General features: G+C 69.2%; 22 protein-coding genes, 3 tRNA genes and 2 pseudogenes. 11 read left to right on the top strand and 16 right to left on the bottom strand.

Annotation, left to right across the window (positions count from 1 at the left end; genetic code table 11):
- Positions 1 to 45: 45 nt before the first annotated feature.
- The 3 genes from KOI35_RS03400 to KOI35_RS03390 all read left to right on the top strand — a co-directional run bounded on the left by KOI35_RS03400 (position 46) and on the right by KOI35_RS03390 (position 325).
- A tRNA-Gly gene (locus KOI35_RS03400) sits at positions 46 to 118 on the top strand.
- Between the two features lie 34 nt (positions 119 to 152).
- Positions 153 to 223 (top strand) — tRNA-Cys (locus KOI35_RS03395).
- Positions 224 to 253: 30 nt separating this feature from the next.
- Positions 254 to 325, top strand: a tRNA-Val gene (locus tag KOI35_RS03390).
- A gap of 17 nt (positions 326 to 342) precedes the next feature.
- On the opposite strand, the pseudogene KOI35_RS03385 reads toward KOI35_RS03390, so the two are convergent.
- Positions 343 to 719 (bottom strand): annotated as a pseudogene (locus KOI35_RS03385) (tyrosine-type recombinase/integrase); the annotation flags it as partial.
- 154 nt (positions 720 to 873) lie between these two features.
- Positions 874 to 1,266, bottom strand: a complete 393-nt coding sequence (locus KOI35_RS03380; RefSeq protein ID WP_215784482.1) for a hypothetical protein — start codon at positions 1,264 to 1,266, stop codon at positions 874 to 876.
- 433 nt (positions 1,267 to 1,699) lie between these two features.
- Here KOI35_RS03380 and KOI35_RS03375 point away from each other — a divergent pair, with 433 nt between their 5' ends.
- The 3 genes from KOI35_RS03375 to KOI35_RS03365 all read left to right on the top strand — a co-directional run bounded on the left by KOI35_RS03375 (position 1,700) and on the right by KOI35_RS03365 (position 3,749).
- Positions 1,700 to 2,020: a tetratricopeptide repeat protein gene (locus KOI35_RS03375; RefSeq protein WP_215784481.1), complete on the top strand. Its 321-nt coding sequence runs from the start codon at positions 1,700 to 1,702 to the stop codon at positions 2,018 to 2,020.
- Positions 2,021 to 2,250: 230 nt separating this feature from the next.
- Positions 2,251 to 2,850, top strand: coding sequence for an ICP22 family protein (locus KOI35_RS03370; RefSeq protein WP_215784480.1), 600 nt, complete (start codon positions 2,251 to 2,253; stop codon positions 2,848 to 2,850).
- A gap of 176 nt (positions 2,851 to 3,026) precedes the next feature.
- The gene (locus tag KOI35_RS03365; protein WP_308120758.1) at positions 3,027 to 3,749 is read left to right on the top strand and encodes a lysozyme; all 723 of its coding nucleotides are present in this window, start codon (positions 3,027 to 3,029) and stop codon (positions 3,747 to 3,749) included.
- 18 nt (positions 3,750 to 3,767) lie between these two features.
- On the opposite strand, the pseudogene KOI35_RS47025 reads toward KOI35_RS03365, so the two are convergent.
- Positions 3,768 to 4,238: pseudogene (locus tag KOI35_RS47025) on the bottom strand (GGDEF domain-containing protein); the annotation flags it as partial.
- Between the two features lie 946 nt (positions 4,239 to 5,184).
- Positions 5,185 to 6,795, bottom strand: a complete 1,611-nt coding sequence (locus KOI35_RS03355; protein ID WP_215784478.1) for a methyl-accepting chemotaxis protein — start codon at positions 6,793 to 6,795, stop codon at positions 5,185 to 5,187.
- Between the two features lie 124 nt (positions 6,796 to 6,919).
- On the opposite strand from KOI35_RS03355, the gene KOI35_RS03350 reads away from it, so the two are divergent.
- Entirely contained in the window at positions 6,920 to 7,849 is a 930-nt protein-coding gene (locus KOI35_RS03350) for a LysR family transcriptional regulator (RefSeq protein ID WP_215784477.1), read from the top strand.
- A 7-nt stretch (positions 7,850 to 7,856) separates the two neighbouring features.
- Here the strand turns inward: KOI35_RS03350 and KOI35_RS03345 are convergent, their stop codons facing one another.
- Positions 7,857 to 10,457 carry an amidohydrolase family protein gene (locus tag KOI35_RS03345; RefSeq protein WP_215784476.1) on the bottom strand — a complete coding sequence of 867 codons (2,601 nt, stop codon included), beginning with the start codon at positions 10,455 to 10,457 and terminating at the stop codon, positions 7,857 to 7,859.
- 110 nt (positions 10,458 to 10,567) lie between these two features.
- Between KOI35_RS03345 and KOI35_RS03340 the strand changes: the two genes are divergently transcribed.
- The gene (locus KOI35_RS03340; protein ID WP_215784475.1) at positions 10,568 to 10,831 is read left to right on the top strand and encodes a hypothetical protein; all 264 of its coding nucleotides are present in this window, start codon (positions 10,568 to 10,570) and stop codon (positions 10,829 to 10,831) included.
- A gap of 321 nt (positions 10,832 to 11,152) precedes the next feature.
- Positions 11,153 to 11,464, top strand: coding sequence for a hypothetical protein (locus tag KOI35_RS03335; RefSeq protein WP_215784474.1), 312 nt, complete (start codon positions 11,153 to 11,155; stop codon positions 11,462 to 11,464).
- Here KOI35_RS03335 and KOI35_RS03330 read toward each other — a convergent pair.
- The 11 genes from KOI35_RS03330 to KOI35_RS03280 form a co-directional block, all read right to left on the bottom strand.
- The gene (locus KOI35_RS03330; RefSeq protein ID WP_215784473.1) at positions 11,449 to 12,438 is read right to left on the bottom strand and encodes a hypothetical protein; all 990 of its coding nucleotides are present in this window, start codon (positions 12,436 to 12,438) and stop codon (positions 11,449 to 11,451) included. The two genes, KOI35_RS03335 and KOI35_RS03330, sit on opposite strands and share 16 nt — an antisense overlap.
- Positions 12,435 to 13,085, bottom strand: a complete 651-nt coding sequence (locus KOI35_RS03325) for a hypothetical protein (protein WP_215784472.1) — start codon at positions 13,083 to 13,085, stop codon at positions 12,435 to 12,437. The genes KOI35_RS03330 and KOI35_RS03325 overlap by 4 nt, the downstream gene beginning before the upstream one ends.
- Positions 13,082 to 13,609: a hypothetical protein gene (locus tag KOI35_RS03320; protein ID WP_215784471.1), complete on the bottom strand. Its 528-nt coding sequence runs from the start codon at positions 13,607 to 13,609 to the stop codon at positions 13,082 to 13,084. Before KOI35_RS03320 ends, KOI35_RS03325 begins: the two co-directional genes overlap by 4 nt.
- Positions 13,610 to 13,746: 137 nt before the next feature.
- Entirely contained in the window at positions 13,747 to 14,703 is a 957-nt protein-coding gene (locus KOI35_RS03315) for a DUF4261 domain-containing protein (RefSeq protein WP_215784470.1), read from the bottom strand.
- Positions 14,704 to 14,734: 31 nt separating this feature from the next.
- Positions 14,735 to 14,929 carry a DUF1737 domain-containing protein gene (locus tag KOI35_RS03310; RefSeq protein WP_215784469.1) on the bottom strand — a complete coding sequence of 65 codons (195 nt, stop codon included), beginning with the start codon at positions 14,927 to 14,929 and terminating at the stop codon, positions 14,735 to 14,737.
- A gap of 39 nt (positions 14,930 to 14,968) precedes the next feature.
- A complete protein-coding gene (locus tag KOI35_RS03305; RefSeq protein WP_215784468.1) occupies positions 14,969 to 15,178 on the bottom strand; it encodes a hypothetical protein in 210 nt (69 codons plus the stop codon).
- A 263-nt stretch (positions 15,179 to 15,441) separates the two neighbouring features.
- The gene (locus tag KOI35_RS03300; RefSeq protein WP_215784467.1) at positions 15,442 to 17,160 is read right to left on the bottom strand and encodes an ABC transporter ATP-binding protein; all 1,719 of its coding nucleotides are present in this window, start codon (positions 17,158 to 17,160) and stop codon (positions 15,442 to 15,444) included.
- Complete coding sequence (locus KOI35_RS03295; protein ID WP_246612383.1) at positions 17,157 to 18,740, bottom strand: ABC transporter transmembrane domain-containing protein; 1,584 nt, start codon at positions 18,738 to 18,740, stop codon at positions 17,157 to 17,159. The genes KOI35_RS03300 and KOI35_RS03295 overlap by 4 nt, the downstream gene beginning before the upstream one ends.
- 187 nt (positions 18,741 to 18,927) lie before the next feature.
- Positions 18,928 to 19,641 (bottom strand): FAD:protein FMN transferase, encoded by a 714-nt coding sequence (locus KOI35_RS03290; RefSeq protein ID WP_215784778.1) that lies wholly within the window; start codon positions 19,639 to 19,641, stop codon positions 18,928 to 18,930.
- 32 nt (positions 19,642 to 19,673) lie between these two features.
- The gene (locus KOI35_RS03285) at positions 19,674 to 20,165 is read right to left on the bottom strand and encodes an FMN-binding protein (protein WP_215784465.1); all 492 of its coding nucleotides are present in this window, start codon (positions 20,163 to 20,165) and stop codon (positions 19,674 to 19,676) included.
- Between the two features lie 20 nt (positions 20,166 to 20,185).
- Positions 20,186 to 21,808, bottom strand: a complete 1,623-nt coding sequence (locus tag KOI35_RS03280) for a ferredoxin reductase family protein (protein WP_246612382.1) — start codon at positions 21,806 to 21,808, stop codon at positions 20,186 to 20,188.
- Between the two features lie 164 nt (positions 21,809 to 21,972).
- On the opposite strand from KOI35_RS03280, the gene cbiE reads away from it, so the two are divergent.
- Both cbiE and cobM read left to right on the top strand, forming a co-directional pair.
- Positions 21,973 to 23,229, top strand: coding sequence for a precorrin-6y C5,15-methyltransferase (decarboxylating) subunit CbiE (cbiE, locus tag KOI35_RS03275; RefSeq protein ID WP_215784464.1), 1,257 nt, complete (start codon positions 21,973 to 21,975; stop codon positions 23,227 to 23,229).
- The gene (gene cobM, locus KOI35_RS03270) at positions 23,226 to 23,972 is read left to right on the top strand and encodes a precorrin-4 C(11)-methyltransferase (protein ID WP_215784463.1); all 747 of its coding nucleotides are present in this window, start codon (positions 23,226 to 23,228) and stop codon (positions 23,970 to 23,972) included. The genes cbiE and cobM overlap by 4 nt, the downstream gene beginning before the upstream one ends.
- Positions 23,973 to 24,078 lie beyond the last annotated feature (106 nt).

Raw genomic sequence — 24,078 nt, 5'->3', positions numbered from 1 at the left:
ACCGGCTAATGTTTCTTCCGTCGCCGGGGGAAGCCGCGGGGACATGCGGACGTAGCGCAGCTGGTAGCGCATCACCTTGCCAAGGTGAGGGTCGCGGGTTCGAATCCCGTCGTCCGCTCGGAGAGGCCTTCACTTCTGTGCTGGGCCTGCTCGGTGGAGTGGCCGAGAGGCGAGGCAACGGCCTGCAAAGCCGTCTACACGGGTTCAAATCCCGTCTCCACCTCGGCAGCAATGCTGAGAACAGAACACCCGAGGGCGATTGGCGCAGCGGGAGCGCGCTTCCTTGACACGGAAGAGGTCACTGGTTCGATCCCAGTATCGCCCACGAGATAGAACAGCAGGTCAGAGCGGGTTTCGTTCCTCGGGAACGGAGCCCGTTTTTCGTCGTCCGGGCCCGTCGGGAGAATCTTGGGAGACGATCTTGCCGCTCTCACACAGACCTCCCGTCAGCAGGCGATCGAGCGCACCGACCGGTGACGCGGGCTCAGCTCCCGCCGGACGTCGAGCGCCGCACTCCACAGACCGGTCAAACCGTCGAGCAGCCTCCCGACCATGTCGGCAGTGACGTGTGAATACAGCGCCTGGACCGAACCATCCGCGTGACCCATGAAGGCGTCCATCAGATGCGCCGGGGTACCCAGCTCGATCATCAGGGTCTTATACGTATGACGCAGCCCGTGCGGGGTCAGCCCCGGCGCAATCGGCAGCCAGCATGCATCGGTTCAAGGCGCGGTTAGGGAATCGGCGCCGCCGGCCTTCGGCCTTGGCGCCGACCCGACCGCGCAATCCACGAGCCCCGACTGGACACAAAGAAGCCCCCAGCCATCCCGCGGATGCGAGGGGCTGGGGGCTGAGGTGGATAGGTAACTACTGTCAGAAGCGGCCAAGCAACTTGGCTTTCGGCAGTCGACCCGGCCCGGACTCCCGTTCGGACCAGAGGATTGCGGCGAGCCCAACGATTGCCACGAACATCAGCAGGCCACCCGGTATCAAGAGCCACATGACGTTGTTCTCACGCTGGCCGAGCGCGAGTTCACACATAGCACCGGCGTTCGACTCGCCGTAAGGGGCGCCGAGGAGGACGTTGCCGAGATTCACGGTCGCTTCGTGTTGATAGACAGCACTGACTTTGCTGTCAAAGACCGAGCCGCAAGAGGTTACTGACCCGCCATCCGGAAGCACTTGTACCGTCTGCTGCCCGAGTATGAAGCCCGCGATCATCGCGACCAATCCGACCGCGAAGGCAACAGTCCAGTTCCTTCTCAAAGTTTCTCCTCGGCCTACCGACGGTGGGTTCACGCCTGTATTCGGGTGTCGGCAGGCACCCCTTAGCGTCTGCTTGAGATTCGGCACGGTTGAGCCAGCAAGCCTCCGGCGGGCAGGATCTCCGACCCTGCACCCAGGATGTGCCTCCGGCGGCCAGGGCTACCCGCCCTGAACCCCGGCGGCTCGGGATGCCCAAGCCCAGCGAAACAATCCACCGCACACCGAGACAGCCGGGCCGTGGCCCGGCTGGTCCAGGTCGGTCAGACGTGGGGTGCTCCATCTGGACCAGCCGGCCACGGCCCGCCAGGGCGGAGCTTGCGCGACGGAATGCCCGCACAGGTGGTGACACCCCCGCTTGGGAGAAATCTGGGAGACGATCTTGCGATATTCCGCAGGATCCAGCGACGTCCTCAGCGCCACGGGGTGGCTGCACGTGCAGTCCGGGCGCGATCGCGAGGCCGTAGCCGTATGCAATCAGGCCCTCGTGCTGCAGCGGCGAATCGGCACCTTGCAGGAACAGGCGGCGTCGCTGGACACGCTCGGCCTCGCTTCGCACCGGCTCGGCGATTTCGGCGAAGCAATTCACCACTACGACGGTGCGGTCGAGAATTTCGAGCGGGCCGGCGATCGGCACAGCCTGGCCGCCACTCTGATCCGCCGCGCGGAAACCCACGAGAGCGCGGGTCGATCGGCCGCGGCCCGGGCCGACCGCGATCGCGCGGCCGCTATCCACGAACAATTACGTCACGCCTGATCCGTTTGGCTTAACCGATTAGAGGTACGGATATCTGCCTCGATCGCTTTCGAATCAGCGCTGAGAGCGGGGCTAATCAGCGCTGAGAGCGAGGCTAATCAGCGCCGAGAACGGCGCTTACACCTTCGCTAAAGGGTGAGGTGCGCGTCTTTGCGTCGCTCAAGATCGTTAGGCGGGTGGACGATTCGGTCGATCTGACGACCATTCACTGAGTTGAGAAGAGCTGCAGCATGCCGTCAACACTTATCAAGTCGATCCTCGCCGGTGCGGTCACCGCCGGTGCGCTTTTCCTTCCGGCGACCGCCGCTCAGGCCGCCGTTCAGGGGCACCACTGCGGCTGTGACGGGCCCGGCTTCGGCAGCGTCGCGTTCTTCGACGACGAAGACGGTTTCTTCGCCGATGGCCTCGCCTTCCTCGACGAGGGCTTCGGCTTCCGCGACCACCGGCGCCACCACCACATGCGGAACCACCACCGCCACACGCCCGCCGTCATGGGCGACGGCCAGGGCAACGGCGAGGAGCCCGCCACCGCCGACGACACGGACCAGGGTTACGGCAAGCCGGCCGCCGACGACAGCGACGACAAGCCGACCCGGGGCCAGGGCAAGCCCGCCGACGACAACACCGACCAGGGCTACGGCAAGCCCGCCGCGGACCAGGGCGACGAGGGCCCCGACGCTGACACGACCGACGCCGGCACCAAGCCCGCCGCGACCGACACGAACGACGGCTACACCAAGCCTGACGCCGCCGACACGACCGACGGCGCCACCAAGCCGGCCGCCACCGACACGAACGACGGCTACAAGAAGCACACCAAGAGGGCCTGATCCAAACGGCGGAACGGCTCGTGAAAGCGAGTAGAAGAAATACCTGAGCGAGCCGTTCTCGCCGACGGAACTCCGACCCTGATCCGGGGTCATCCGCGGGCTGTCGCGTTCCTGCTTTCCGCCGACCTGTGGTCGCGGCTGCAATGAACGCTCACCCAGCCGTGGAGGTAAATTCCGTGAAGCTGTCGGGCATTCTCACCGCCCTGAGCATCGCGGCGACCCTGAGCGTCGCCGCACCGGCCCAGGCCGCCCCCGTCACCTATGGCCAAGATGTCGCCAGCCACCAGGGAAATGTGAATTGGCGGGCGCAGTGGAACGCCGGTTCACGGTTCGCTTTCGTCAAGGCGACCGAGGGCAGTTCCTACACCAACCCCTATTTCGCGCAGCAGTACAACGGCTCGTACAACGTGGGCATGATCCGCGGGGCGTACCACTTCGCTCTGCCGAACCGGTCGCCCGGTTCGGCGCAGGCACAGGCCGACTTCTTCGTCGGTCGCGGTGGCGGCTGGTCACCCGACGGCCGGACCCTGCCCGGTGCGCTCGACATCGAATACAACCCGTACCCCGGTACGAACACCTGCTACGGGTTGAACACCACCGACATGCGCAATTGGATCGCCGCGTTCCTGAATCGCTACCACGCCCGTACGGGAAGATGGGCCGTCATCTACACCACGACGGACTGGTGGCAGCGCTGCACCGGCAACTACTCGGGTTTCTGGGCGAATTCGCCGTTGTGGCTGGCGCGCTATGCGAGCGCACCCGGCGTTCTACCGGCGGGGGCGCCGACCTGGTCGTTCTGGCAGTACTCGAGCCGCGGCCCCTTCTCCGGTGACTCGAACCAGTGGCACGGCACCCTCGACCGCCTGCGCGTCCTGGCCTGCAACGGCCGCTGTTGAGATTCGGGCCCGCCCGGCCTGCTTGCTCGCATAGAGCAGCTCATCGGCCCGGTGCAGCAGTTCGGCCGGGCTCTGCCGACCGTCCCAGACAGTCAGACCCGCGGAGAACGTTTGCCCGTACGGCGTAACGCGCAACAACCGCTCAGCCGTGCGGACCGCTTCGTCGAGTGTGCCGCCGGTGATCAGCAGTCCGAACTCCTCCCCGCCGTAGCGGGCCAGCAGGTCACCCGGGCGCAGACAGGCCCGCCAGGCGGCGGCGGCCTCGGCCAGCAGGTCGTCGCCGGCCTGGTGCCCACGGGTGTCGTTGAAGGCCTTGAAATGGTCGAGGTCGAGCAGTCCGACGATGAGTGTCGCGGCGCCGCCGGCCATGACGGTGGTCAGCCGGTCGTCCCAGCGGCGGCGGTTGGGCAGGCCGGTGAGCGCGTCGTGGCCGGCCAGGTGCTCGAGTTCGCGGGACTGGGTCTCGACCCGGTGCACGAGTCCGGCCATGCGCGCGGTGACCAGGGCGAACAGCAGGATCGTGGCGACGCCGGTGGTCAGCCAGTCCTCACCCGGGCGGCCGGTCAGCCCGTCGTACAGGTTGACCGCCGGAGCCAGCAGAACGGCCACCGCGAGCAGGATCAGCCGAGGCCGGACGAAGCGTGGCGGGTTGGCCGGCGGCACGGTCAGCCGGCGCATCGACGGGTGCAGGGCGGCCGTCGCGACCAGCACATTGCCCAGCAGGCCGAGGACGTCGGCCGGTCCGCTCCGCGACGGGTCCGACGGCATGACGACCAGCGAGATGTCGGCTATCGCGGTCAGCAGCAGCGCGGTGAGCAGCAGCCGGTAGCTGACCGTACGGGCGCCCGGCGTGGTGATCAGCAGCGAGCCGAGCATGAACAGCATGACGTCGCCCAACGCGACGACCAGTTGGACCGGGGACACGGTGGTGGTGCCGACCACCAGGGACCAGTAGAGCAGGGCGAGGCTGGTCGCCACGATGCTGCCGTCGATCAGTGCCGTGCGGTCATGAGCCCGGGCGCGCCCCCGGATCAGAGCGGCCAGGGCCCAGCCGACCAGCGGATAGCCGGCCAGGTCGAGCACCTGGGTGATGGCCGGCCAGGGCGGCTCGGCCGTCACCCGGTTGATCACCGAGCCCGCCAGCCACACCCCGAGCCCGCCGACGAACGTGTACCAGGTCGTCGGCTGATGCGGGCGATAGACCCGGACCGCGAACACCACACCGGCCACGCACAGGGAGCCGAGCAGCGCGTACGCGATCGCGTGCCACCGGCCGCCGTCCGGCAGCAGGACGTACACGGCGGTCGCCGCTGTCCCCGCAGCCAGGCACCACCGCCAGTTCGGCACACCCACTGTTCGGCAGAATCGGGCAGCGGCTGAGAGGACAGCGGCGACGGCAGAATCGGGCAGCGGCTGAGGGGACAGCGGCGACAGCTCAGTACTTGAAGGTCGACACCAGCCGGCTCAGCTCGGTCGACATGCGCGACAACTCGGCCGTGGCCTGCCGGGTGTCGGCCACGCCCTCGCTCGTGGTGTGCGCCGAGGTGGCGACCCCGTTGATCGTCGCCGAGATCTCGCTGCTCGCTCCGGCCGCCTCGGCCACGCTGCGGTTCATCTCGGCGGTGGTGGCGGTCTGCTCCTCCACGGCCGAGGCGATCGTGGTCTGGAAGTCGCTGATCCGGCCGATCACCTCGGTGATCATCTCGATGGCGCTGACGGCGCCGCCCGCGTCCGACTGGATCGCCTCGACCCGGCGGGAGATCTCCTCGGTGGCCTTGGCGGTCTCCTGGGCCAGGTCCTTGACCTCGGACGCGACCACGGCGAAGCCCTTGCCCGCCTCGCCCGCGCGGGCCGCCTCGATGGTGGCGTTCAACGCGAGCAGGTTGGTCTGCTCGGCGATCGTGGTGATCACCTTGATGACGTTGCCGATCTCGGCCGACGACGCGCCGAGCTGGTTCATCGTCTGCGAGGTGGCGTTGGCGGCGGCCACCGCCTCCTGCGCGACCCGGGCGCCCTCGGCGGCGTTCTGGGAGATCTCGCGGATCGCCGCCGCCATCTCCTCGCCACCAGCCGACACCGTCGTGACGCTCGCGGTCACCTCGTCGGCCGCGGTCGAGACGGCCTGGGCCTGGCGGGAGGTCTCGCCGGCCGAGTCCGCGATCTGCGACGCGGTCGCCGTGATCTCCTCGGCCGCGCCGGCCAGCGACGCGGCCGACTGGTCGATGGTCGACACCGTGTCGCGGAGTTGGGCGACGGCCGTGTCGAGCGCGCGGCCGACCCGGCCGGTCTCGTCGTTGGTGGTCAGGCCGCTGGTGTGGGTCAGGTCGCCGTGCGCGAGCGCCTCCGAGACCTCCTCGACCTTACGCAGCGAGCGCACGATCGTGCGCGACACCAGCACGCCGACCGCGCCGGCCGCGATCAGGCCCGCAACGAGCAGGCTCAGGTCGAGCAGGCGGCTCGACTTGTAGTTCGCGGCGGCTGCGTCGGCGGCGGCTGCGGCATCGGCACTCTCGGCCGCGATCAGCTGGTCGATGGCGGCGTTGAACTTGTCCATGACCGGCAGGACCTCGGCGTCCCGGATCTTCGCCCAGGTCGTCAGCTCGTTGGCCGCACCGACCGGGAACAGCTTGTTCTGCACGATCGTGCGGTACTGGTCCCAGAGTGCCTGCAGCGAGTCCACAGTGGCGGTCCGGCCGCCCGACATGGCCGCGCGGTACTGCGTGATCGCGGTGGTGAAGGCGGCGCTGTCGGTCGCGAAGGCGTCCCGGTACTTCTTCTCCGCCGCCACCGACTGAGCGAGGGCCTGGTTCGTCGCGGCGAGCCGGGCCTTGAGCGCGACCGCGCGTACGTCCTCGATCGCCTTGACCGCCATCAGGTTGCGGCTGTAAATGCGCTGCGCGGCCTCGCTGGACTTCGACAGCGACACCATCCCGGCGATGCCGACGGTCAGCGCGACCAGGGCGGCGAGACCCACGGCGGTGAGCACCTTGACGCCGGTGGGGAGATCACCGAAACGGCGGCGACGGGACGGTGGGGCGACAGCCATGGGGGAATGCCTCCGGACGACGGGGGTGGGGGTTGCCAAGTCGCCCTATCGGAGGGGCCCGGGTGGATCCGAGGACCCGGCGGGGTGCAATTCGGGTGCAACACACGACCGGGATAGTGGTGCGGTGGAACTTCGCCAGCTCGAATACTTCGTCGCCGTGGCCGAGGAGGGCAGCTTCACCCGGGGCGCCCGGCGGGTGCGGGTGGCCCAGTCGGCGGTGTCGGCGACCATCCAGAAACTGGAGCGGGAACTGGGACTGCCGGTGTTCGTCCGGGAAGCGGCCGGGGTCACGCTGACCGACGCCGGATCGGCTCTGCTGCCCGAGGCCCGGTCCCTGCTCATCGCGGAACGCCGGGCCCGCGACACGGTGGATCAGGTGCGCGGCGGTCTGCGCGGGACGATCCGGATCGGGACGCTGACGTCGATCGGGGTGCGGCCGAAGTCCCGCGGGCTGATCGTGGTCGACCTGCCGCTGGTGCTGGGCCGGTTCCACGTCACGCACCCGCTGGTGGAGTTCACCTTGCGCACATCGCCGCGCGGCACCGCGGGTCATCTCGAGGCGATCATCGCCGGCGAGCTGGATCTGGCCATGGTCGGCACGCGGAACGCCCCGGACGGCGTACGGCTGCATGTCCTCGGCTCGATACCGTGGTTCTTCTGCTGCCCGCTGCGGCACCGGCTGGCCGACGCGACCTCGGTCGACCTGGAGGACGTGGCCGACGAGATGTTCGTCGACTTCCCGCCGGGCTGGGGCAACCGGACCATGACCGACCGCGCGTTCGCGAGTGCCGGGCTGGTGCGGCAGGTGCCGTTCGAGGCGGCCGATCAGGAGACCGCGCTCGGGCTGGTCCGCAACGGGCTCGGCGTCACCCTCGCGCCCAAGGTCGGCAACGAGCACGAGGAGGGGGTGGCGTTCGTGGCCATGGACGACGAGTCGCTCCAGTTGCCGGTGGCGATGGCGCTGCCGAGCGACCGTCCCCCGTCGGCCGCCACCGCGGCGTTGCTGGCGAACATCCTGCGCGCCGCCGGACGCCCGGGCGCGTCCGGCGGCTGAGGGCAGGTCAGGCGTACGGCGGAATGTTGTGGTTGATCCGGAACAGGTTCCGCGGGTCCCACTTCGTCTTGACGTGCCGGAGACGATCAAAACCCGTTTCCCCGTACGCCTTCGTGATGTCAGCGGTTGTCACGTCGTACGCGGAAAGGAAGTTGATCTGGGTTTTGCCGGTGGCCCACGGTGCGAGGGCGTCGGACACCGTGCGCAGTGCCGGCCGGAAGTCCTCGGCCATGCCGGGCGCGCCGACCGCGGCCACGAACATCTGGAACCCGCCGGTGCGATGCTCGACCGCGCTGGGCACCCGTGGTTCGCGCGCGAGGGCACCGCCGAGCTGCCGGATCTCGACCATCAGCACCTCGGTGCCGGATTCCGGACCGGCCACGGCCAGCAGGGCTTCGGCGGCCTCGGCGGGGAAATCGGCGAGTTCGGCCGAGACCTCGTACGCGGGAAGGGGGTCCACCGGATCGGCATGGATCGCGGCCACCGCGCTGAACGGCATCTCGTCCACCGAGTCGATCAACAGCGGTGCCACCTCGCGCAAGGGTGTGATCAGGCGGGCCCCGTCCTCGGCGGTTCCCAGGTACGCGATTCGCACGTGGACGGTGAACCGGGCGCGCAGCGGTTCCGGCACGAACGGCGCCGGCGGCAGCCGCAGGAACGCGATCGACGCCGTGAGCTCCTCGGGCGCCTCCGCGATCAGGGCGCGATACGCCTCCACGACGGCCGCCGCGTGCTCACCGGGATAGAACAGGCCACCGCCGTACAGACGGGTGATCGGCAGCAGGTCGACGGTGAGCGAGGTGACGACGCCGAAGTTGCCCTTGCCGCCGCGGATCGCCCAGAACAGATCGGGCTCGGTGTCGGCGTCGATCTGGCGGACCTCGCCGTCCGGCGTGACGATCTCGGCCCGGCGCACGTGGTCGGACGCAAAACCGTGCGCCCGGCCCAGGAACGGGCTGAGGCCGCCGCCCAGCGTGAAACCGACGACGCCGACGTTGGGCGACGAGCCGGCGATCGGGGCGAGGCCCTCCTTGGCGGCCGCGTCGATCAGGCTCTGCATCTCGACACCGGCGCCCACGGTGGCGGTGCGGGCCCGCGCGTCGATCGTGATCTGGTCCATCCGCCGCACGTTGATCAGCACCGAGCCGTCGGCCGAGGTCAGCGCCCCGTGCCCGGTGGCCAGGACCGCGACCGACTTGTCGTACCGGGCGGCGAACCGGACCGCGGCCTGCACGTCGGCGACGCTGGTGGCGCCGACCGTGACGTACGGGTGGTGGCTCAGGGCCTGATTCCAGGTGGCGGTCTCTTCGTCGGCCGGCCCGGCCAGTTCGATGCGTTCCCGCGACTCTTCGGCCCGCTGTGCGGCGGCTCGAATGCCGGCGCTCACGCCGTGCCGTTTGCGGAACTCGCCACCGACCAGCACGGTGTCCACGTCACCGGCGGCGGCGAAGGCCACCGCGGCGGCGGCATCGCGCACGCGACCGGTCCTGATCAGGATCACGTCGGCCTGCTTGCCCGGGGTCAGCGAGCCGATGCGGTCGTCCAGCCCGAGCGATCGCGCCCCGTCGATCGTGGCGAACTCGACGGCCTGGCGGGTGGTCAGCGGTACGGCGTCCGGCTGCTCACCTCGTTGCAGGAGCTGGTCGTAGCGGCGCAGGCGCTCGGCCTCGATCGCCGCGCGCATCTCACCGAACAGGTCGCCCGGCACCCCCGCGGTGACGTCGACCGACAGGGCCGGACGGACGCCGGCGGCGAGCAGCCGTCCCGTGGCCGGGAACCCGTGCCCCATCATCATCTCGACCCGCGGCGACACGGAAGCACTGGAACCCGCGTCGGCCAGCATCCTGAGCTCGTCGTCGGTCGAGGTGCTGGCGTGCAGGAAGATCAGATCGGGCCCGAGCAGCCCACGCTCGTGCAGCTGGCTGATCGACCGTTGCGCCCCGAGCAGCCCGACACCGACGTGCATCGAGGTGCGCAGCCCGAGCTCACGGGCCAGCCGCAGATCGTCCGCGGTGGCGTCGATGGTGGACAGTTCCGGCCCGCGGGCGGCCATGGCCACGGTGAGCAGCCCACCGGCCTGCGCGGCGATCCGCCGGATGTCGTCCGGGTGCCGACGGTCACTGGCGTAGTACCAGGACGGGTCCGAGGTGGGCGGCCCGTGCCCGAACACCGACCGGATCCCCGCCGCCCGCAACGCGTCGATCGAGGCGTCGGCGTGGTCCGGGGTGTTCATGATGTGCGCCCAGTCGAACAGCGTGGTGACGCCGGTGTCGAGTGCCTCGAGCGCCCCGAAGTGGGTGCCGGCACGTACGTCGTCCGGCGTGAACCGGGGCGACAGCCGCCCGATGATGCCGGCGAAGTATTCGTTGAGCGTCCAGTCGGCGGCGACCTGGCCGAAGGCGCCCTGCCAGGTGTGCCGATGCGTGTCAATGAGACCGGGCATGACGACCATGCCGGCGGCGTCGACGATCTCGGCGTCAACGTCGTGCAGGGCCGGGCCGACGGAGGTGATGACACCGTCCTCGATGAGAACGTCGCCAGCGGGGTGGTCGCCGACCGCCGGATCCATCGACAGCACGTGGCCACCGCGAATGAGGATGCGGGACATGATTATCTGCGCTCCTTGAAGTGGGATGCCTCAAGAATCACGGCGATTGCGGCCCGCGCCGAACGAAGTTGCCGCTTACACCCATCGCAATCGGCGATGACAATGCTGGGATGGGTGATGATGCTGAGCTGTCGGCCCTGCGGGCCCAGGCAGCAACCGGAGACCACGACGCGATCGACCAGTTGGTAGAGCTGGCCGGCGAACGCGGCGACATGGCCGAGCTGCGCACACTGGCTTCCGCCGGCAGCAGCGCAGCCGCCGACGAGTTGGTCCAGCTGGCCGCCGAGCGGGGCGACTTGGAGGAGTTGCGGCGCCTGGCCGCGGCCGGCAGTCAGGACGCCGCCGACATCCTGACCGAGCTCGCCGAGGAGTGAGGGCCCCGCCCCATCTCGAGTCCTGGTTACTCGCTGCCGTAGGGGTTCATCGGCTGCGACGTTCCGGGGGCATCTGATCCGTCTCACGACCCCCGAAAAGGCGACAAGGCCGTGCCGTCCTGTGGTTCGATGAGGGATGCGGTTCGTCATGATCCTCGCGTTGGTTGACGGCGCGTCCAGCGTCGTGCGCCTGTGACGCCCGCTGGCCGAGACGCTGAGCATCAGGCTCGCGAGGAGGAACTCGAGAGTGCGGAAGACTGCCAAGCTGCACTTGCCGGATTCGTGGACACTGCGAATCGGCCCGGGTTCTATGGGAAACGGGTGGAATCCGCTATCCGGGCCCAGCTTCTTGGCAATCTCAACGATGCTCGTCCGGTCTTTCAGGTCTTGTCGACGAGCAATCTATACCCGCTGATGGAACTGCTGAGCAGACTGCAGGGATCTCAACCAGTCACTCATGAGGAACTTCTTCCCCTGGTCAACGGCGTGCTGCGCCCGTTGAACCTCGCGATAAAGCGCTTCAGCAAGCGCCATCGACTCGCCGCTGAGATTAGTCGGCAGGTTCTCACCGTACGGCTGAACGATGATTCGCTCACCGACGAGGACCAAGAGGAGAGTCACTCGAAGCCGTGATCGAAGCGTCCCGCATCCTCTCGATCCGGCGTGGGACCGAGCGGGTCCGGGCCTGGTTCGTCTTCCGGAGTGGGATCCTCGCCTCCGAGTTGGATGCCGATCGTAATCGATACCAGTGCGAGTGGCGAAAGATCGTGGAACTCCTCAGCGGGGTCCCACCGGCGGAGCCCGCGTGTGGCCATCACCCGGGCCGCGATCGCGACGGCGCCAGCGAGATCCAGATCCACGATGTCTACCCGAGAGTGCCCGGTCGACCAGTGGAATGTGTCCGCCATGGCAAATTCCAACTGTCGGCCGTGAGCTCGGGCTACCTCCGCTATCGCCCGGTTCAGATCCAACCGGATCTCCTCCTCGTCCGGCGCCAGCCGGGAGGTCAGATCACCGATCTGCCACCAGGTCGAGAAGGGCTGCGAGGCCGCGCCGACCGCAATCGACTGCGAGGTAATGAGTTGCTCCGGCACGGCTTGCTCAAGATCGGCTACGGCCGCGAGGAGAAGATAGATCCATTGCACCGGCTCGAGGAGACGTGACGACTCACTGAATAACCGGTCAGCGTCCGAGATCGAGATTCCTCGGTCGCCAGTCGCGGCGACGAGGAGGAAATCACCGAACGGCAACCCCGCCCCGCGATAGACATGACCTGCACGGATCAGGTCAGCGCGACCAGCACGGGTGTCCAGGAGAAGGTTGGCGACCGCCGACAGGCGGAGGGAGTCTGCGATCTCGCCTGGCCTGATCCAAGGGTCGGACGGAGTAGGCCGATAGTGCTCCAACGGTGGCGCGTTCCGGCCAAGGAGGTCGATGACACCGCCGTCGGCGCCCGGCAGGGGTCCATGACGCATCATCTCCGCGATGGCACGCACGTCGAAAGGCGGATCTTCAAGATCCGCATAGCCTCGGTGAAAGCGGACCTGCGCTTCGATCGCCGAGCGATCCAGCCTCAACGCCTCCCATAGGTCCGCCGGCAGCGTCACAGCATGCTCCGTTCCGGAAGCAGCGCCGCCGGATGATAGAACCCCGGGTTGACCAGGACGTTGGTGATACGAGGCGACCAACCTGGCCGCGGTTCGTAGCGCTCAGCGCAAAGGATCTGCGCGGACGGCACGTTCAGCTTGGCCGCGACCTCACCCTGCCAGTACCACCCGGAGTAGGCGCGGTTGTGGTTGAGTTCGCGTACTTCTTCGGCGACGGTCGGGATCCGTACCGCCGGATTGGAGCCCACGACCACGTAGCAGTAGAGAACCCAGCCAGGACACTCGGGCCGGGCTGGGTCGGAGTAATCCGTGGTGGCGAAGTCCAGTGCCGTCCGTAGCGCGCGATGAACCTGGTTCGTCTTCGACTGCACGACTCGGTCGACGCATCCCGCCGAGAGCGAGATGAACGGTGTGACCTCGCAGAACGGCAACTGCGTCTGCGGATCCGAGCTGGTGAAGTCATTGACATGACGGTGAAGGCCGGCCTCGGTGAGGCGCTCCATCGCGGCGCTCATTTCGAACGACCCGCTTGCCTTCCAACTGCGAAACCAGTCCTGGCAGATCAGCCCGACGGGGTTGGAGAAGATCTTCAAGATCTCCGCTTCCCCGACCTTCGCGAGGCCCTTACAGCACCACTGAACAATCATGCGCCCACCTCGGAGCCAAGAACGGTGGTCAAGTCCTGGTACCGATCCTTGACGACGTCCGGCGCCGTGCGTTTGTCCTCGGCCGCGAACATGTCATTCCATCCTGGCTCCCAGCCTTCGGAGAAGGTCATCATCCTGTTTCCATGCTGCGAGCTCAGTCCGGTACGAAGCCGCGCGCTCTTGCCAGGCTGAACAAAGGTCTCGAACAGGGCGTCCACGAAGCTCTCGTAGGCGTTACGGGCATCGGGGGAGAAGAACGGGCTGTTGGCATGGAAAAGCTGATCAAGCCGTCGCTTCCGAAGCAGAATCTCCGGTGGAGAGAGTTCTTTCCAACGGCCCACCCATGCGAAGTAGCAGTACAGGTCGTTGAGGTCCGGCAGCGCCTCGCTGAGTAGCGCGATCCGCTTCTCCACCAGTTTCTGACTGAACCACTGACGGTTCTCCGCGCGCTTGAGAGCGCGATTAAGTACGTACGCAAGCACGGCGACGGCAACGGGGGTAATGCCGGCGACGATCAGCTTCACAATCTCCAAGCTGTTCCACATTGGTGCGATCGTTGCAGATGCCGGTCGGAATCAGGAGCGACGTCAGTGCCATTTTGAAAGATTGCGGTCTCGGCGTCGCCACCTCGCCTGCTCGACGGGTCTACCCGGAAACGGCGTCAGGATTCGCGCAGGACCTGCCACTGGCTCCAGACCAGCTCCGGCTCCAGGTCGGCGTAGCCGCGGCCTCGTTCGAGCGACTTCGCGTCGTCGTGGGTCATCATCATGCAGGTGCCCTCGTTGGTGAGCCGTTCCACCTCGTCGCGGGTGAGGGTCCGGTCGGCCTTCTGCTCGGCGGCAGTGAGCAGGGCGACCAGCGGCGGAATGAACACGGGCCGGAGTTCGCTGCGCGAGTCGGCCGTAGTTCCCTCGGCGCCGAGCCGCCACACGCCGAACGGGTTGTGGCAGGCGTGGCCCGCCGGGTAGCCGTCGTCGGGCCAGCGCTCGAGCCGGCGGCGCGGAGTCTCCTGGTCGGGCTGGAAGGTGTCGCCGCTGACCAGCGTCGGGTCCTCCGCCAGCTGATACACGTTGAGCACGCCGAGCAGCTCGTTGGCCACGGCCGGCGGGGCCTCGACGGCCGCATCGGGAAACCCGAACGCGTGCATGCCGCAGGATCGTGAAACCCCGCCGTCCTCGAGCATGACGACGGCGCAGCGGTAGAGAAGCCACGGGTCGCCGCCCGCAAGAGCCTCCACCCACCGAGCGATCGGCCAGCCGAGCTTGGACTGCTCCAGCCGCACGCCCAACGCTCCCGCGTCGCCCAGCGCGGCAATCAGCGTCGCCACCTCGCCGGCCGCCTCACCGAGGTAGACCGGCAGATCCACGACGAGGGCACTGCCGGCCCCGGCGACGGCGCGCTGCTCTTCCGGCGTCATGGTCCCGTGCCCGAACGCCGCCCCGAACGACCCGTCGTTGCCGACCCACTCCACCAGCCCGCGAAAGCCCAGCCGCGGCGACGTCAGCGACGGCCCGTCCAGCGTCAGACCGGAACGGCCGAGCGCGGCCTGCCACTGCGACATCGACGCTGCCGTTCCTGGAACGAAGAGCCGAACTCCGTAAACGTGATCGTCAGGCATGCAGCGGAGGGTAGTACGGCCCGGACACCGGCTACCCGGCGCCGCCCGCCGGGTCTGGCAGCACCAACGCCTGAGCGGCAATGACCTGTCGACCATCGAACGTCAACGCGGGAGACCCGTGCAGCCGGTACCCCTGTTCCACCAAGTCGCTGACCCGGCCACAGAACTCAGCATCGTCGGGGCCCGTGATGAGCCGATAGCGCAGTCGCTGAGCAAGTTCAGTCATCACGACATCGTGCCCCACGGGGCTACGCTGCCCAACCGCTCACGAATACGGCCGATATTGGCCGGTGCCGTTGCAGGACGTGCAAGTGGTGCTGTACGAGTTGGTGCCCTGGAAGACCTTGCCCCGGCCGCTGCAGGAAGCGCATCGGCCCTTGCGGTTGTCCCGGTCGACGCTGCTCTTGATCATGAGGAACCACAGGGCGACCAGGACGAAAGGGCCACAGCAGCAGAAGGCCATGAGGAGTTCCATGCCTCCGGGCGGTGGCCCCTGACCGATATCCATTCCCCGAGTCAACGCAAATCATCAGCCGGAATCGATCCCACGACGAGCTGCGATGAAATGCCTGAACGGGAGATGGCTAGGGCGCGTCTGGCGGATCACGCGGGTCTGCGGTGCGGTCCAGGCGGTGGCTGACGGCGGCCGCATACCGGTGTTGTATTCGGCCGTCCTGCGGACGCCGTCAGGCGCCGCCTGAGCCTCGGCGCAGGCCCTCGTGATCCGCCAGACGCGGCCTAGTCGCGGCTGTGCCAGGAACGCCACAGCGCTGCGTAGGAACCGTCTGCGGCTACCAGGTCGTCGTGGGTGCCTACCTCGATTATTCGGCCGTCGTCCATGACCACTACCCGGTCGGCGTCGTGAGCCGTTTGCAGGCGGTGGGCGATGGCGATCACCGTGCGTTCGTGGAGAACTGCGGCCAACGCGCGCTCGGCTGTTCGGGCCGCGGTGGGGTCCAGCAGGGCCGTTGCCTCGTCGAGGATCACTGTGTGCGGGTCGGCCAGGACCACTCGGGCCAGGGCCAGCTGCTGGGCCTGGGCGCCGTCGGGCGGCGAGACGCCCAGGTCTCGGTCCAGGTCGTCGGCCCAGTCGGCGCCTACCGTTTTCAGGGCTCGCCGCAACTCGTCGTCGGGGGCGGGGATCATCAGGTTGTCGCGCAGCGTCTCGCGGAAGACGTGGTGCTCCTGGGTCACCAGGACCACCTGGCGGCGTAGCTCGTCGGGCGGCAGGTCGGCCACGGGGACGCCACCAACCGTCACCGAGCCGGTCGAGGGGCGGTCGACGCCGGCGACCAGGCGACCCAATGTGGACTTGCCGGCGCCGGAAAGGCCGACGATGGCCAGGCGCTCGCCGGGGCGCACCGTGAGGGTCACGTCGTGCAGGACGTCGCGGCCCTCGTCGTACGCGTAGCGGACGTCCGTTATCTCCAGGCGGTCGTTCTCGGGCAGACTCGTCGCGGAGGGTGGGCCGGCGGGAACGGCGGCCAGGCCCTCGATGCGGGCGAAGGAGGCGCTGCTGCTCTGCAGCGACTCGATCCAGATCAGGATCATGTCGAGCGGGCCGACGAGCTGGCGCAGGTAGAGGACGGCGGCGCCGACCGTGCCGAGGGTGGCGTGGCCGTTGAAGTAGAGGAAGCCGCCCACGGTGAGGACCAGGACGCTGGGTACGGCGTACGAGATCTCGACCGAAGGGAAGAAGACCGTACGCAGGCGCAGTGTGGCCAGGCGGGTGCGGCGGGTCTCGGCGATGGCTTCGCGGCCCGCGTCGAGGCGGCGCTGGGCCAGGCCGAACGCCTCGATGGTGCGGGCGCCAGCAGTGGTCGCCGCGAGTTCCTCGGCCAGGCGGGAGTTGGCCTCGCCCTCGCGCAGGTAGGCGGGACGGGCGACGCGCAGGTACCAGCGGGTGGTGAACCAGATGCCGGACAGGCCGAGCAGGCCGACCAGGCCGAGCAGCGGGTTGAGCACCAGCACGGCCACGACGATGAAGACGATCTGGACGACGCCGATCAGGATGTTCGGCAGGATGTCGCGCAGCGTGTTGGCCACGGCGTCGACGTCGGTGGTGCCGCGGGCGGCCAGGTCGCCGGCCGGGACGCGTTCGATGACGGCGGCGGGCAGGGCCAGCGAGCGGCGCAGGAAGCTCTCGCGGATGCGGGCGGCGGTGCGTTCGCCGAAGCGGTAGGCGATGCCGAGCGACTGGCGGGCCAGCAGGGTCTGGGCGATCGCACAGGCCAGCACGCCCGCGGCGAGCTGGTTGACGGTCGAGAGCCCACCGCCCGAGGCGACCGTGTCGATGATGCGGCCGAGCAGCCACGGGCCACCGAGGCCGGCCACGGCGGCGAGCACGTTGAGGACGGCCATGGCGGCGATCGACCGGCGGTCGGCGGTGATGAGGCGCAGGGCGGCCCGGGCGACGGCGCGTTGATCAGCGACCGGAAGACTGGCAGGGAGGTTCACGAGAACACCCGGGTGACGAGGTCGCGGTAGCCGGGCGACGATTCGAGCAGGGACCGGTGGGTGCCGGTGGCGGCGACCCGGCCGTCGACGAGGTAGTGCACGACGTCGGCCTGGTCGAGCAGCACGGGTGACGTGGTGGCCACGACCGTGCCGCGGCCGCGCCGGGCGGCGGTGAGGCGTTCGGCGATGGCGGACTCGGTGTGGGCGTCGACGGCCGACGTCGGCTCGGCGGCCAGCAGCATTTCCGGATCCGCGTGTACGGCCCGAGCCAGCCGTACGCGTTGACGCTGGCCCCCGGAGATGTTGCGACCGGACCACTCGATCGGACGGTCGAGCTCGGACGCCACGTCGTGGGCGACGGCGGCCCTGATCGCGGCCCGGACCCGTTCGTCGTCGGGGTCGTCGCGGCCGGCCACGACGTCGCGCAGCTCGCCCGCGAACAGGTCGGCCGCGGGCTCGGCGACCAGGATGCGCTCGCGGATCACCGGCTGCGCGATCTCGGCGAGCGGGATGCCACCCCAGGTCGCGTCGGTCGGGCCGTAGCGGCCGAGCCGGTCGATCACGCCGGCCGCGTCGGACGGGCGGGCGCCGGCCAGCGCGGTCAGCTGCCCGGGCTCGGCGACCACCCCGGAGCCGGGATCGCGCAGTGTGGCCGCACGGTCGGGGCCGGGGACGCCGCCCGGGTCGTCGGCGGGCAGGCGCAGGAAGTCGACCACGCGGCGGGCCGCGACCAGGCCGCGGGTCACGTCGAACGAGCAGAAGATCAGGACGTTGACCGGGATGACGAGCATGGCGGTGTAGCCGTAGACGGCCACGAGTTCGCCGACGGTCAGCTCCCCGCCGGCCGCGAGCCGGGCCGCCAGCCAGACGACCACGGCCAGGAAGACGACCGGGAGCCCGTCGCCCAGCGCACCGATCCAGCTGAACGGACCGCCGACGCGATATCCCTGGTCACGCAGGTGCGCGGACTCACGGTCGTACCGGGAAAGGTGTGTCTCCTTGCCGCCGAGTCCGTTGAGGATGCGCAGGCCGCCCAGCACGTCGACCAGGCGGGTGTTGAGCTCGCCCTGCTGCTCGCGGTAGGTGAGGCCGGCTTTCTGACCGCGCTGGAGCAGCGGGCCGACGAAGAACGCGAGCACCGGGACGCCGACCAGGACGACGACGGCGAGCATCGGTGAGGTACGGAAGAGGATCGTCGCCACCACGCTGATGGCCAGGGTCGACGCGACGCCGACACCGCCCACGTTCATGGCGCGGCCGATCGTCCAGACGTCGGAGATGCCGATCGTGACGACCTCGCCCGCGGTGATGCGCCGGGGCAGGGCCGAACCGAGCCGGGTGGCGTGGGTCATCACCAGGTCGGCGGTCTGCAGGGCGGCCGCCATCCGCAGCCGGGTCATGCTGCGGTGACGCATGATGCCCAGGCCCGCACTGGCCGCGCCGACGACCAGCACGGCGATTGCCCAGCCGATCAGGACGCCGGGACGGCGCGGGGCGAGGCCGTGGTCGATGGCCCGGGAAAGCAGCCACGGCGTGGTCGCCAGGCTCAGGAACCAGAGCGAGCCGAAGAGCGCCCCCATCCCCACTCGGCCCTTGTTCGTGCGTATCAGCCACCAGAGAAAACGTGCCGGTCCCCGTAAGTCCACGCCGCCATGCTGCCTCATGAGGGTCGATGAACGCCGCCCAGTTTCACCCGGTTGTGGATAACCGCACGGACGGGCCACGCGGCCTGTGGACGGCTGGAGCGGCCGTCTAAAATAGGTGGTATCAGACGGCCGCGGGCAGGTTCGCCGAGCTGAACGCCCGCTGATCGTCGGTCACGACGGCCGACTCATACCCGTCGGCGGCGCGCTTCGCGAGCCAGGCGATCCCGGCCTCCCCCATCGCCAGTGCCGCCGTGGCATAGGCGTCGGCCACCGCCAGATCGGGCCCGACCACGGTGACCGAGCGAAGACCCGAGGCCGGCTTTCCCGTACGGGGATTGATCACGTGATCGCCGCGCTCGTAGGTGCCCGACGTCGCCACCGCACCATCGTGCAGCGCGAGCACCCAGCTGACCTTGTCGGCCTCCCACGGATGCCGGATGCCGACCCGCCACGGCCCGCCCTCGGGGTGCCGCCCGCGCATGCGGATGTCGCCGCCCGCGTTGATGTAGTGGTCGTGCGACCCGGCGGCGGCCAGCCGGGCCGAGGCCACCTCGACCGACCAGCCCTTCACATAGCCGGACGGGTCGAGCGAACCCGAGGCGTACGCGTCGAAGTAACCGTCCGTATCGCGCCACAGATCGGCACAGACCTCGAGCACGTGCCGCAGGTCGGCCGAGCAGTCCTCGATCCGCAGCTCGCCGCGCCCGAACCGGGAGACCTCGCTGTCGGCCTTGTAGGTGCTGAACCTCGCGTCGACCTCGTGCAGCCACCGGCACACGTCCGCGACCAGGTCCGGCCGCTCATCGGTCAGCTCGATGCTGACCGTCGTCCCCATCACATGCTCGACATGGCGCACAGAGCGTGACCTTACGCCTTTGCGGCGTCCAGCGCTGCCTGCAGTGACTTGACATAGGACTCACTGGTGTAGGTGGCGCCGGAGACGGCCGAGACGTCCGCGTTCTGGGCGTCGAGGGTCGACTGCTTGAGGGCGGCGATGGCCGGCGGGTTGATCGTCGCGCTGTCGTTCGCGGTCGGGTAGGTCGCCTCGGCCGCCGTGATCTCGCCACCCTCGACCTTGATGGTGACCTGGATCTTCCCGTACGGGTTGGCGGCCGCGTTGCCCTTGAACACGCCGTCCTTGAGGCCGCTCTTGGGGGCGGCCGCCTCCTTCTCCTTGGCCGGCGGCTTCGAGGTCTCTTTGGCCGCGGGCTTCTTGGAGGGCGCCGGGGTGGCGTCGGCCAGGTCGGCCACCTGGGACTGGGCGACGGGAGCCTCGGGCGGCGTCACGCTCAGTCGCACCCCGATGATCAGGGCGGCGCCGGTCAGGGTGCCTACGGCGGCTGCGGTACTACGTCGCATGGGGAGAACTCCTCGTCGGATCAGAACTCGAAGGGATCGAGGTGCAGCTGACTGTCGGGGACGTCGAGCTCGCGCAACGTCTCGACCGCGGCCTCGACGAGCCCGGGCGGGCCGCACAGGTAGACGTCGCGCCGGCTCACGTCGGGCACCAGGCCGACCATGCCCTCGGGGGTGAACAGCCGGCGCGGCCCGGGGTCGTTGCGCCCGCCGACGATGTAGCGGACCCAGGCGTCCCGCTGCTCGGCCAGCTCCTCGAGCTCGCCGCGGAACACCAGCTCGTCCGGGCGGCCGGCCCGGTAGATCACGATCGTGTCCGGCGGCATGTCCTCGAGCAGGGCCCGGATCGGCGCGATGCCGCTGCCACCGGCGATCAGCAGGGCCCGGCGCCGGGTGCGCCGCTGGGCGGTGAACACGCCGAACGGCCCCTCGGCCCAGACCGGCGTGCCCGCCTTCATCGCGGCCAGCTTGCGGGTGTGCCCGCCGACCGCGGTCACGGTCAGCCGCAGCCACTGCGCGTTGGGCGCGGCCGACAGCGAGAACGGGTGCGACTGCCACCAGCCGTTGCGGGTCAGGAAGCGCCAGCGCATGAACTGGCCGGCCTGCGCGGGCAGCTTCTGCAGCTTCTTGCCGTCGATGTAGATCGAGAACGTGTTGCCGCCCTCGGAGACGACCTCGGCCACCTCGAACTTGTGCCGCAGGTTGAGCCAGATCGGCTCGATCAGGCGGCCCCAGACCAGCGCCGAGATGACCAGCGCGGTCAGGGCGGGCCAGAAGATCGAGGCGAACGGGCCGCTCAGGTTGGCCCCGGTGGCGACCTGGTGACCGTAGCCGAGCAGGAGCACCAGATAGCCGGTGAGGTGGATCAGGTGCCACAACTCGTACGGGAGCCGGGTCTTGGCCGCCCTCATCGAGATCAGGCTGATGACCACCAGGATGATCGTGGCGGCGGTGGCGCTGAGCATCTCGGGCAGCGTGGTGATGATCGTCCAGCCCTGCTCGACGACGCCGGTCTCGGCGGTGAGCGCGTAGCCGTAGACGATGAACACCACGTGGGCGAGCACGAAGAAGGTCAGCGACGTGCCCAGCCAGCGGTGCCAGCGCAGCAGGTCGCGGGCACCCACCCACTCCTCGAGCCAGCTGACCCGGCTCATCATCAGCAGCTGGATGAAGAGCAGATAGCCGCCGATCAGGCCGGTGATCCGGCCCGCGGCGAGCATCAGGCTGGCGGTGTCGCCGACCGTGCCGGCCTCGGTCTCGAACAGCCAGAGCGAGACGCTGGTGGCCAGGCCGGCGAAGAACAACAGGACGGTGAGCAGGCGGTTGCCCGAGATGGCCTCGGCGGGCGGACGGTCGTCGGGGATCGGCGGCTGAGCCGGGCCGGACGCCTTCCAGCCGGTCGGGTCGGTGTTCGACTCGACCAGGATGTCGCTGCGCCGGTAGGGGTCCTCGCGATAGGGGTCGTCGGGCCAGGGCTCGTCGACCTCTCTTACGCCGTAGCCGTCGGACAGGCCTCGGTCGTCGTCCTGGTCACCCCAGGGGTCCTGCCCGGGCGCGTCCCGCAGGTCACGGAAGAACTGGGCGTCCTCGTCCGGCGAGTAGCGCTGATCTTGAAAGGTCTGGAACGTCGGCGGTCCCTGCGCCATAGTTCTCATCCGTTCAGCGGTCGTCTTCGGCGCCGGCCACCCCCTGCGGCTGACGTGACGACCCGGTCTCGGGGAGCCGTCGGTGTGTTCTACGCACCCGGGCTCACCTTCGCTCAACCGGATGCGGAAAATCTCGCGGACCAGGAGCGCGATAGGTTCAGCGGGTGGATGCCGACAACCCCGACCTGGTCACGGTGGTCGGCATCGGCGCCGGCGGGTGGTCCGATCTTTCCCGTACGGCGGTGAGCGCGCTCTCCTCAGCACCGGTGATCGTGGGCAGCGCGCGACAGTTGTCGCTGTTGCCGCCGTCGGTGACCGCGCGCCGGGTTCCGCTGCCGTCGCCGCTGCTGCCCGGCCTGGGCACGCTGCTCGAGCCCGGGGTCGTGGTGCTGGCCAGCGGCGACCCGATGTTCCACGGCATCGGGGCGACGATCATGCGGCTGTCGGACCCTTCCCGCGTACGGATAATTCCGCACCCGTCGTCCGTATCGCTGGCCGCCGCCCGCCTGGGCTGGCCGCTTGCCACGACCGAGGTGATCAGCCTGGTCACCGCTGATCCGGCGACCCTGCGCCGAGCCCTCAACCCGGGCCGCCGCGTGCTCGTGCTGTCCCGCGACGCCACGACCCCGGGTCGGGTGGCGTCACTGCTCGTCGAGGCCGGGTTCGGCGCGGCTTCGATGACCGTGCTGTCGCAGCTCGGCGGCCCTTCGGAGCACATCTGCTCCGGGGTCGCGTCGTCGTGGGCGCATCCGCCGGGCGACGCCTTGAACGTGATCGCCGTGTCGTGCCCCCCTGGCGTTTCCGGCATATCGGTCGCGCCGGGTCTGTCCGACTCGCTCTACGAGACCGACGGGCAGCTCACCAAGCGCGAGGTGCGGGCGGTGACGATGGCCGTGCTGGCGCCGACGCCGGGCGCCCTGTTGTGGGATGTCGGCGCCGGGTCGGGGTCGATCGGCATCGAGTGGATGCGCAGCCATCCGGACTGCCGGGCCTATGCCGTGGAGTCCTCGCCCGCTCGCGTCACCACAATTCGGACAAATGCTCTTTATCTCGGTGTGCCCGGGCTCGAGGTCGTCACCGGCCCGGCGCCCGATGCGCTGACCGGCCTGCCCACGCCCGACGCGGTGTTCATCGGCGGCGGCCTGACCCGCGAGGGCGTGCTCGAGGCCTGCCTGGCGGCGCTGCGTCCCGGCGGCCGCCTGGTCGCCAACGCGGTGACGCTGGAGTCCGAGGCCACGCTGGCCGCCGCGTACGCCGAGCTGGGCGGCGAGCTGACCCGCCTGTCGGTGAGCCGGGGTTCGCCGGTGGGCGGCTTCACAGGATGGAGACCGATGATGCCGGTGACGATCTGGTCGGTGACCCGGCTTTCCGCCGGCCTTCCGGGCGCGGTGACGCCCTTTCCGGGCGCGGTGACGTCTTGACGGTTCACTTCATCGGGGCCGGTCCCGGGGCGGCGGACCTGATCACCGTGCGGGGGCAACGCCTGATCGCCGCCTCGCCGGTGTGCCTCTATGCGGGCAGTCTGGTGCCGCCCGAACTGCTGGAGTTCGGCCCGCCCGGCAGCCGCCAGGTCGACACGTGGCCGCTGACCCTCGACGAGATCATCGCCGAGATGGCGAACGCCCACGCGGCCGGGCACGACGTAGCCCGCCTGCATTCGGGCGACCCGTCGGTGTTCAGCGCGGTGGCCGAACAGATGCGCCGCCTGGACGAGAAAGGCATCCCGTACGACGTGACGCCCGGCGTCCCGTCCTTCGCGGCCGCGGCGGCATCATTGGCCCGCGAGTTCACGGTTCCCGGGGTGGCCCAGACCGTGATCCTGACCCGAACCGCCGAACGGGCCACCGCGATGCCACCCGGCGAAGACTTGAAGACCCTCTCGGCCAGCGGCGCCACGATGGTGCTGCACCTGGCCGTACAGCGAATCGAAGCGGTGGTCGAGGAGTTGCTGCCCGCTTACGGCCCATCGTGCCCGGTGGCGGTGGTGGCGCGCGCTTCCCGCCCCGACGAGGTGATCGTGCGCGGAACCCTGGACGACATCGCCGCCCAGATCACCGAGGCCGGCATCCGTCGAACCGCAGTGATCGTCGTGGGGCCGGCGCTGACCGCGGCCCAGTTCCCCGACAGTCACCTGTACTCGGCCGCCCGCTGCCGCGACACCTGACATGTCAGAAATTTCCGGCGAGCACGGGCAGCCCGGTGAGGTCAGCCTGAATCCGCATGAGGGTGTCGTTGCCGGCGGCTCCACCATCGGCGCCGCTCGGACTGGA

Source organism: Paractinoplanes bogorensis, from assembly GCF_018829635.1.
In the GTDB taxonomy this organism is placed as follows: Bacteria; Actinomycetota; Actinomycetes; order Mycobacteriales; family Micromonosporaceae; genus Actinoplanes; species Actinoplanes bogorensis.
Note: the sequence above shows the minus strand (reverse complement) of the source record. Positions and strands in the feature narration are given on the sequence as shown.

Bases quoted from the DNA above. Each gene is read 5' to 3' on its own strand.
- KOI35_RS03315 (WP_215784470.1), bottom strand. From the start codon at position 14,703: ATGCCTGACGATCACGTTTACGGAGTTCGGCTCTTCGTTCCAGGAACG.
- KOI35_RS03280 (WP_246612382.1), bottom strand. From the start codon at position 21,808: ATGGCGCAGGGACCGCCGACGTTCCAGACCTTTCAAGATCAGCGCTAC.
- KOI35_RS03345 (WP_215784476.1), bottom strand. From the start codon at position 10,457: ATGTCCCGCATCCTCATTCGCGGTGGCCACGTGCTGTCGATGGATCCG.
- KOI35_RS03340 (WP_215784475.1), top strand. From the start codon at position 10,568: ATGGGTGATGATGCTGAGCTGTCGGCCCTGCGGGCCCAGGCAGCAACC.
- KOI35_RS03290 (WP_215784778.1), bottom strand. From the start codon at position 19,641: ATGGGGACGACGGTCAGCATCGAGCTGACCGATGAGCGGCCGGACCTG.
- KOI35_RS03310 (WP_215784469.1), bottom strand. From the start codon at position 14,929: ATGACTGAACTTGCTCAGCGACTGCGCTATCGGCTCATCACGGGCCCC.
- KOI35_RS03370 (WP_215784480.1), top strand. From the start codon at position 2,251: ATGCCGTCAACACTTATCAAGTCGATCCTCGCCGGTGCGGTCACCGCC.
- KOI35_RS03295 (WP_246612383.1), bottom strand. From the start codon at position 18,740: ATGGGGGCGCTCTTCGGCTCGCTCTGGTTCCTGAGCCTGGCGACCACG.
- KOI35_RS03285 (WP_215784465.1), bottom strand. From the start codon at position 20,165: ATGCGACGTAGTACCGCAGCCGCCGTAGGCACCCTGACCGGCGCCGCC.
- KOI35_RS03325 (WP_215784472.1), bottom strand. From the start codon at position 13,085: ATGATTGTTCAGTGGTGCTGTAAGGGCCTCGCGAAGGTCGGGGAAGCG.
- KOI35_RS03355 (WP_215784478.1), bottom strand. From the start codon at position 6,795: ATGGCTGTCGCCCCACCGTCCCGTCGCCGCCGTTTCGGTGATCTCCCC.
- KOI35_RS03305 (WP_215784468.1), bottom strand. From the start codon at position 15,178: ATGGAACTCCTCATGGCCTTCTGCTGCTGTGGCCCTTTCGTCCTGGTC.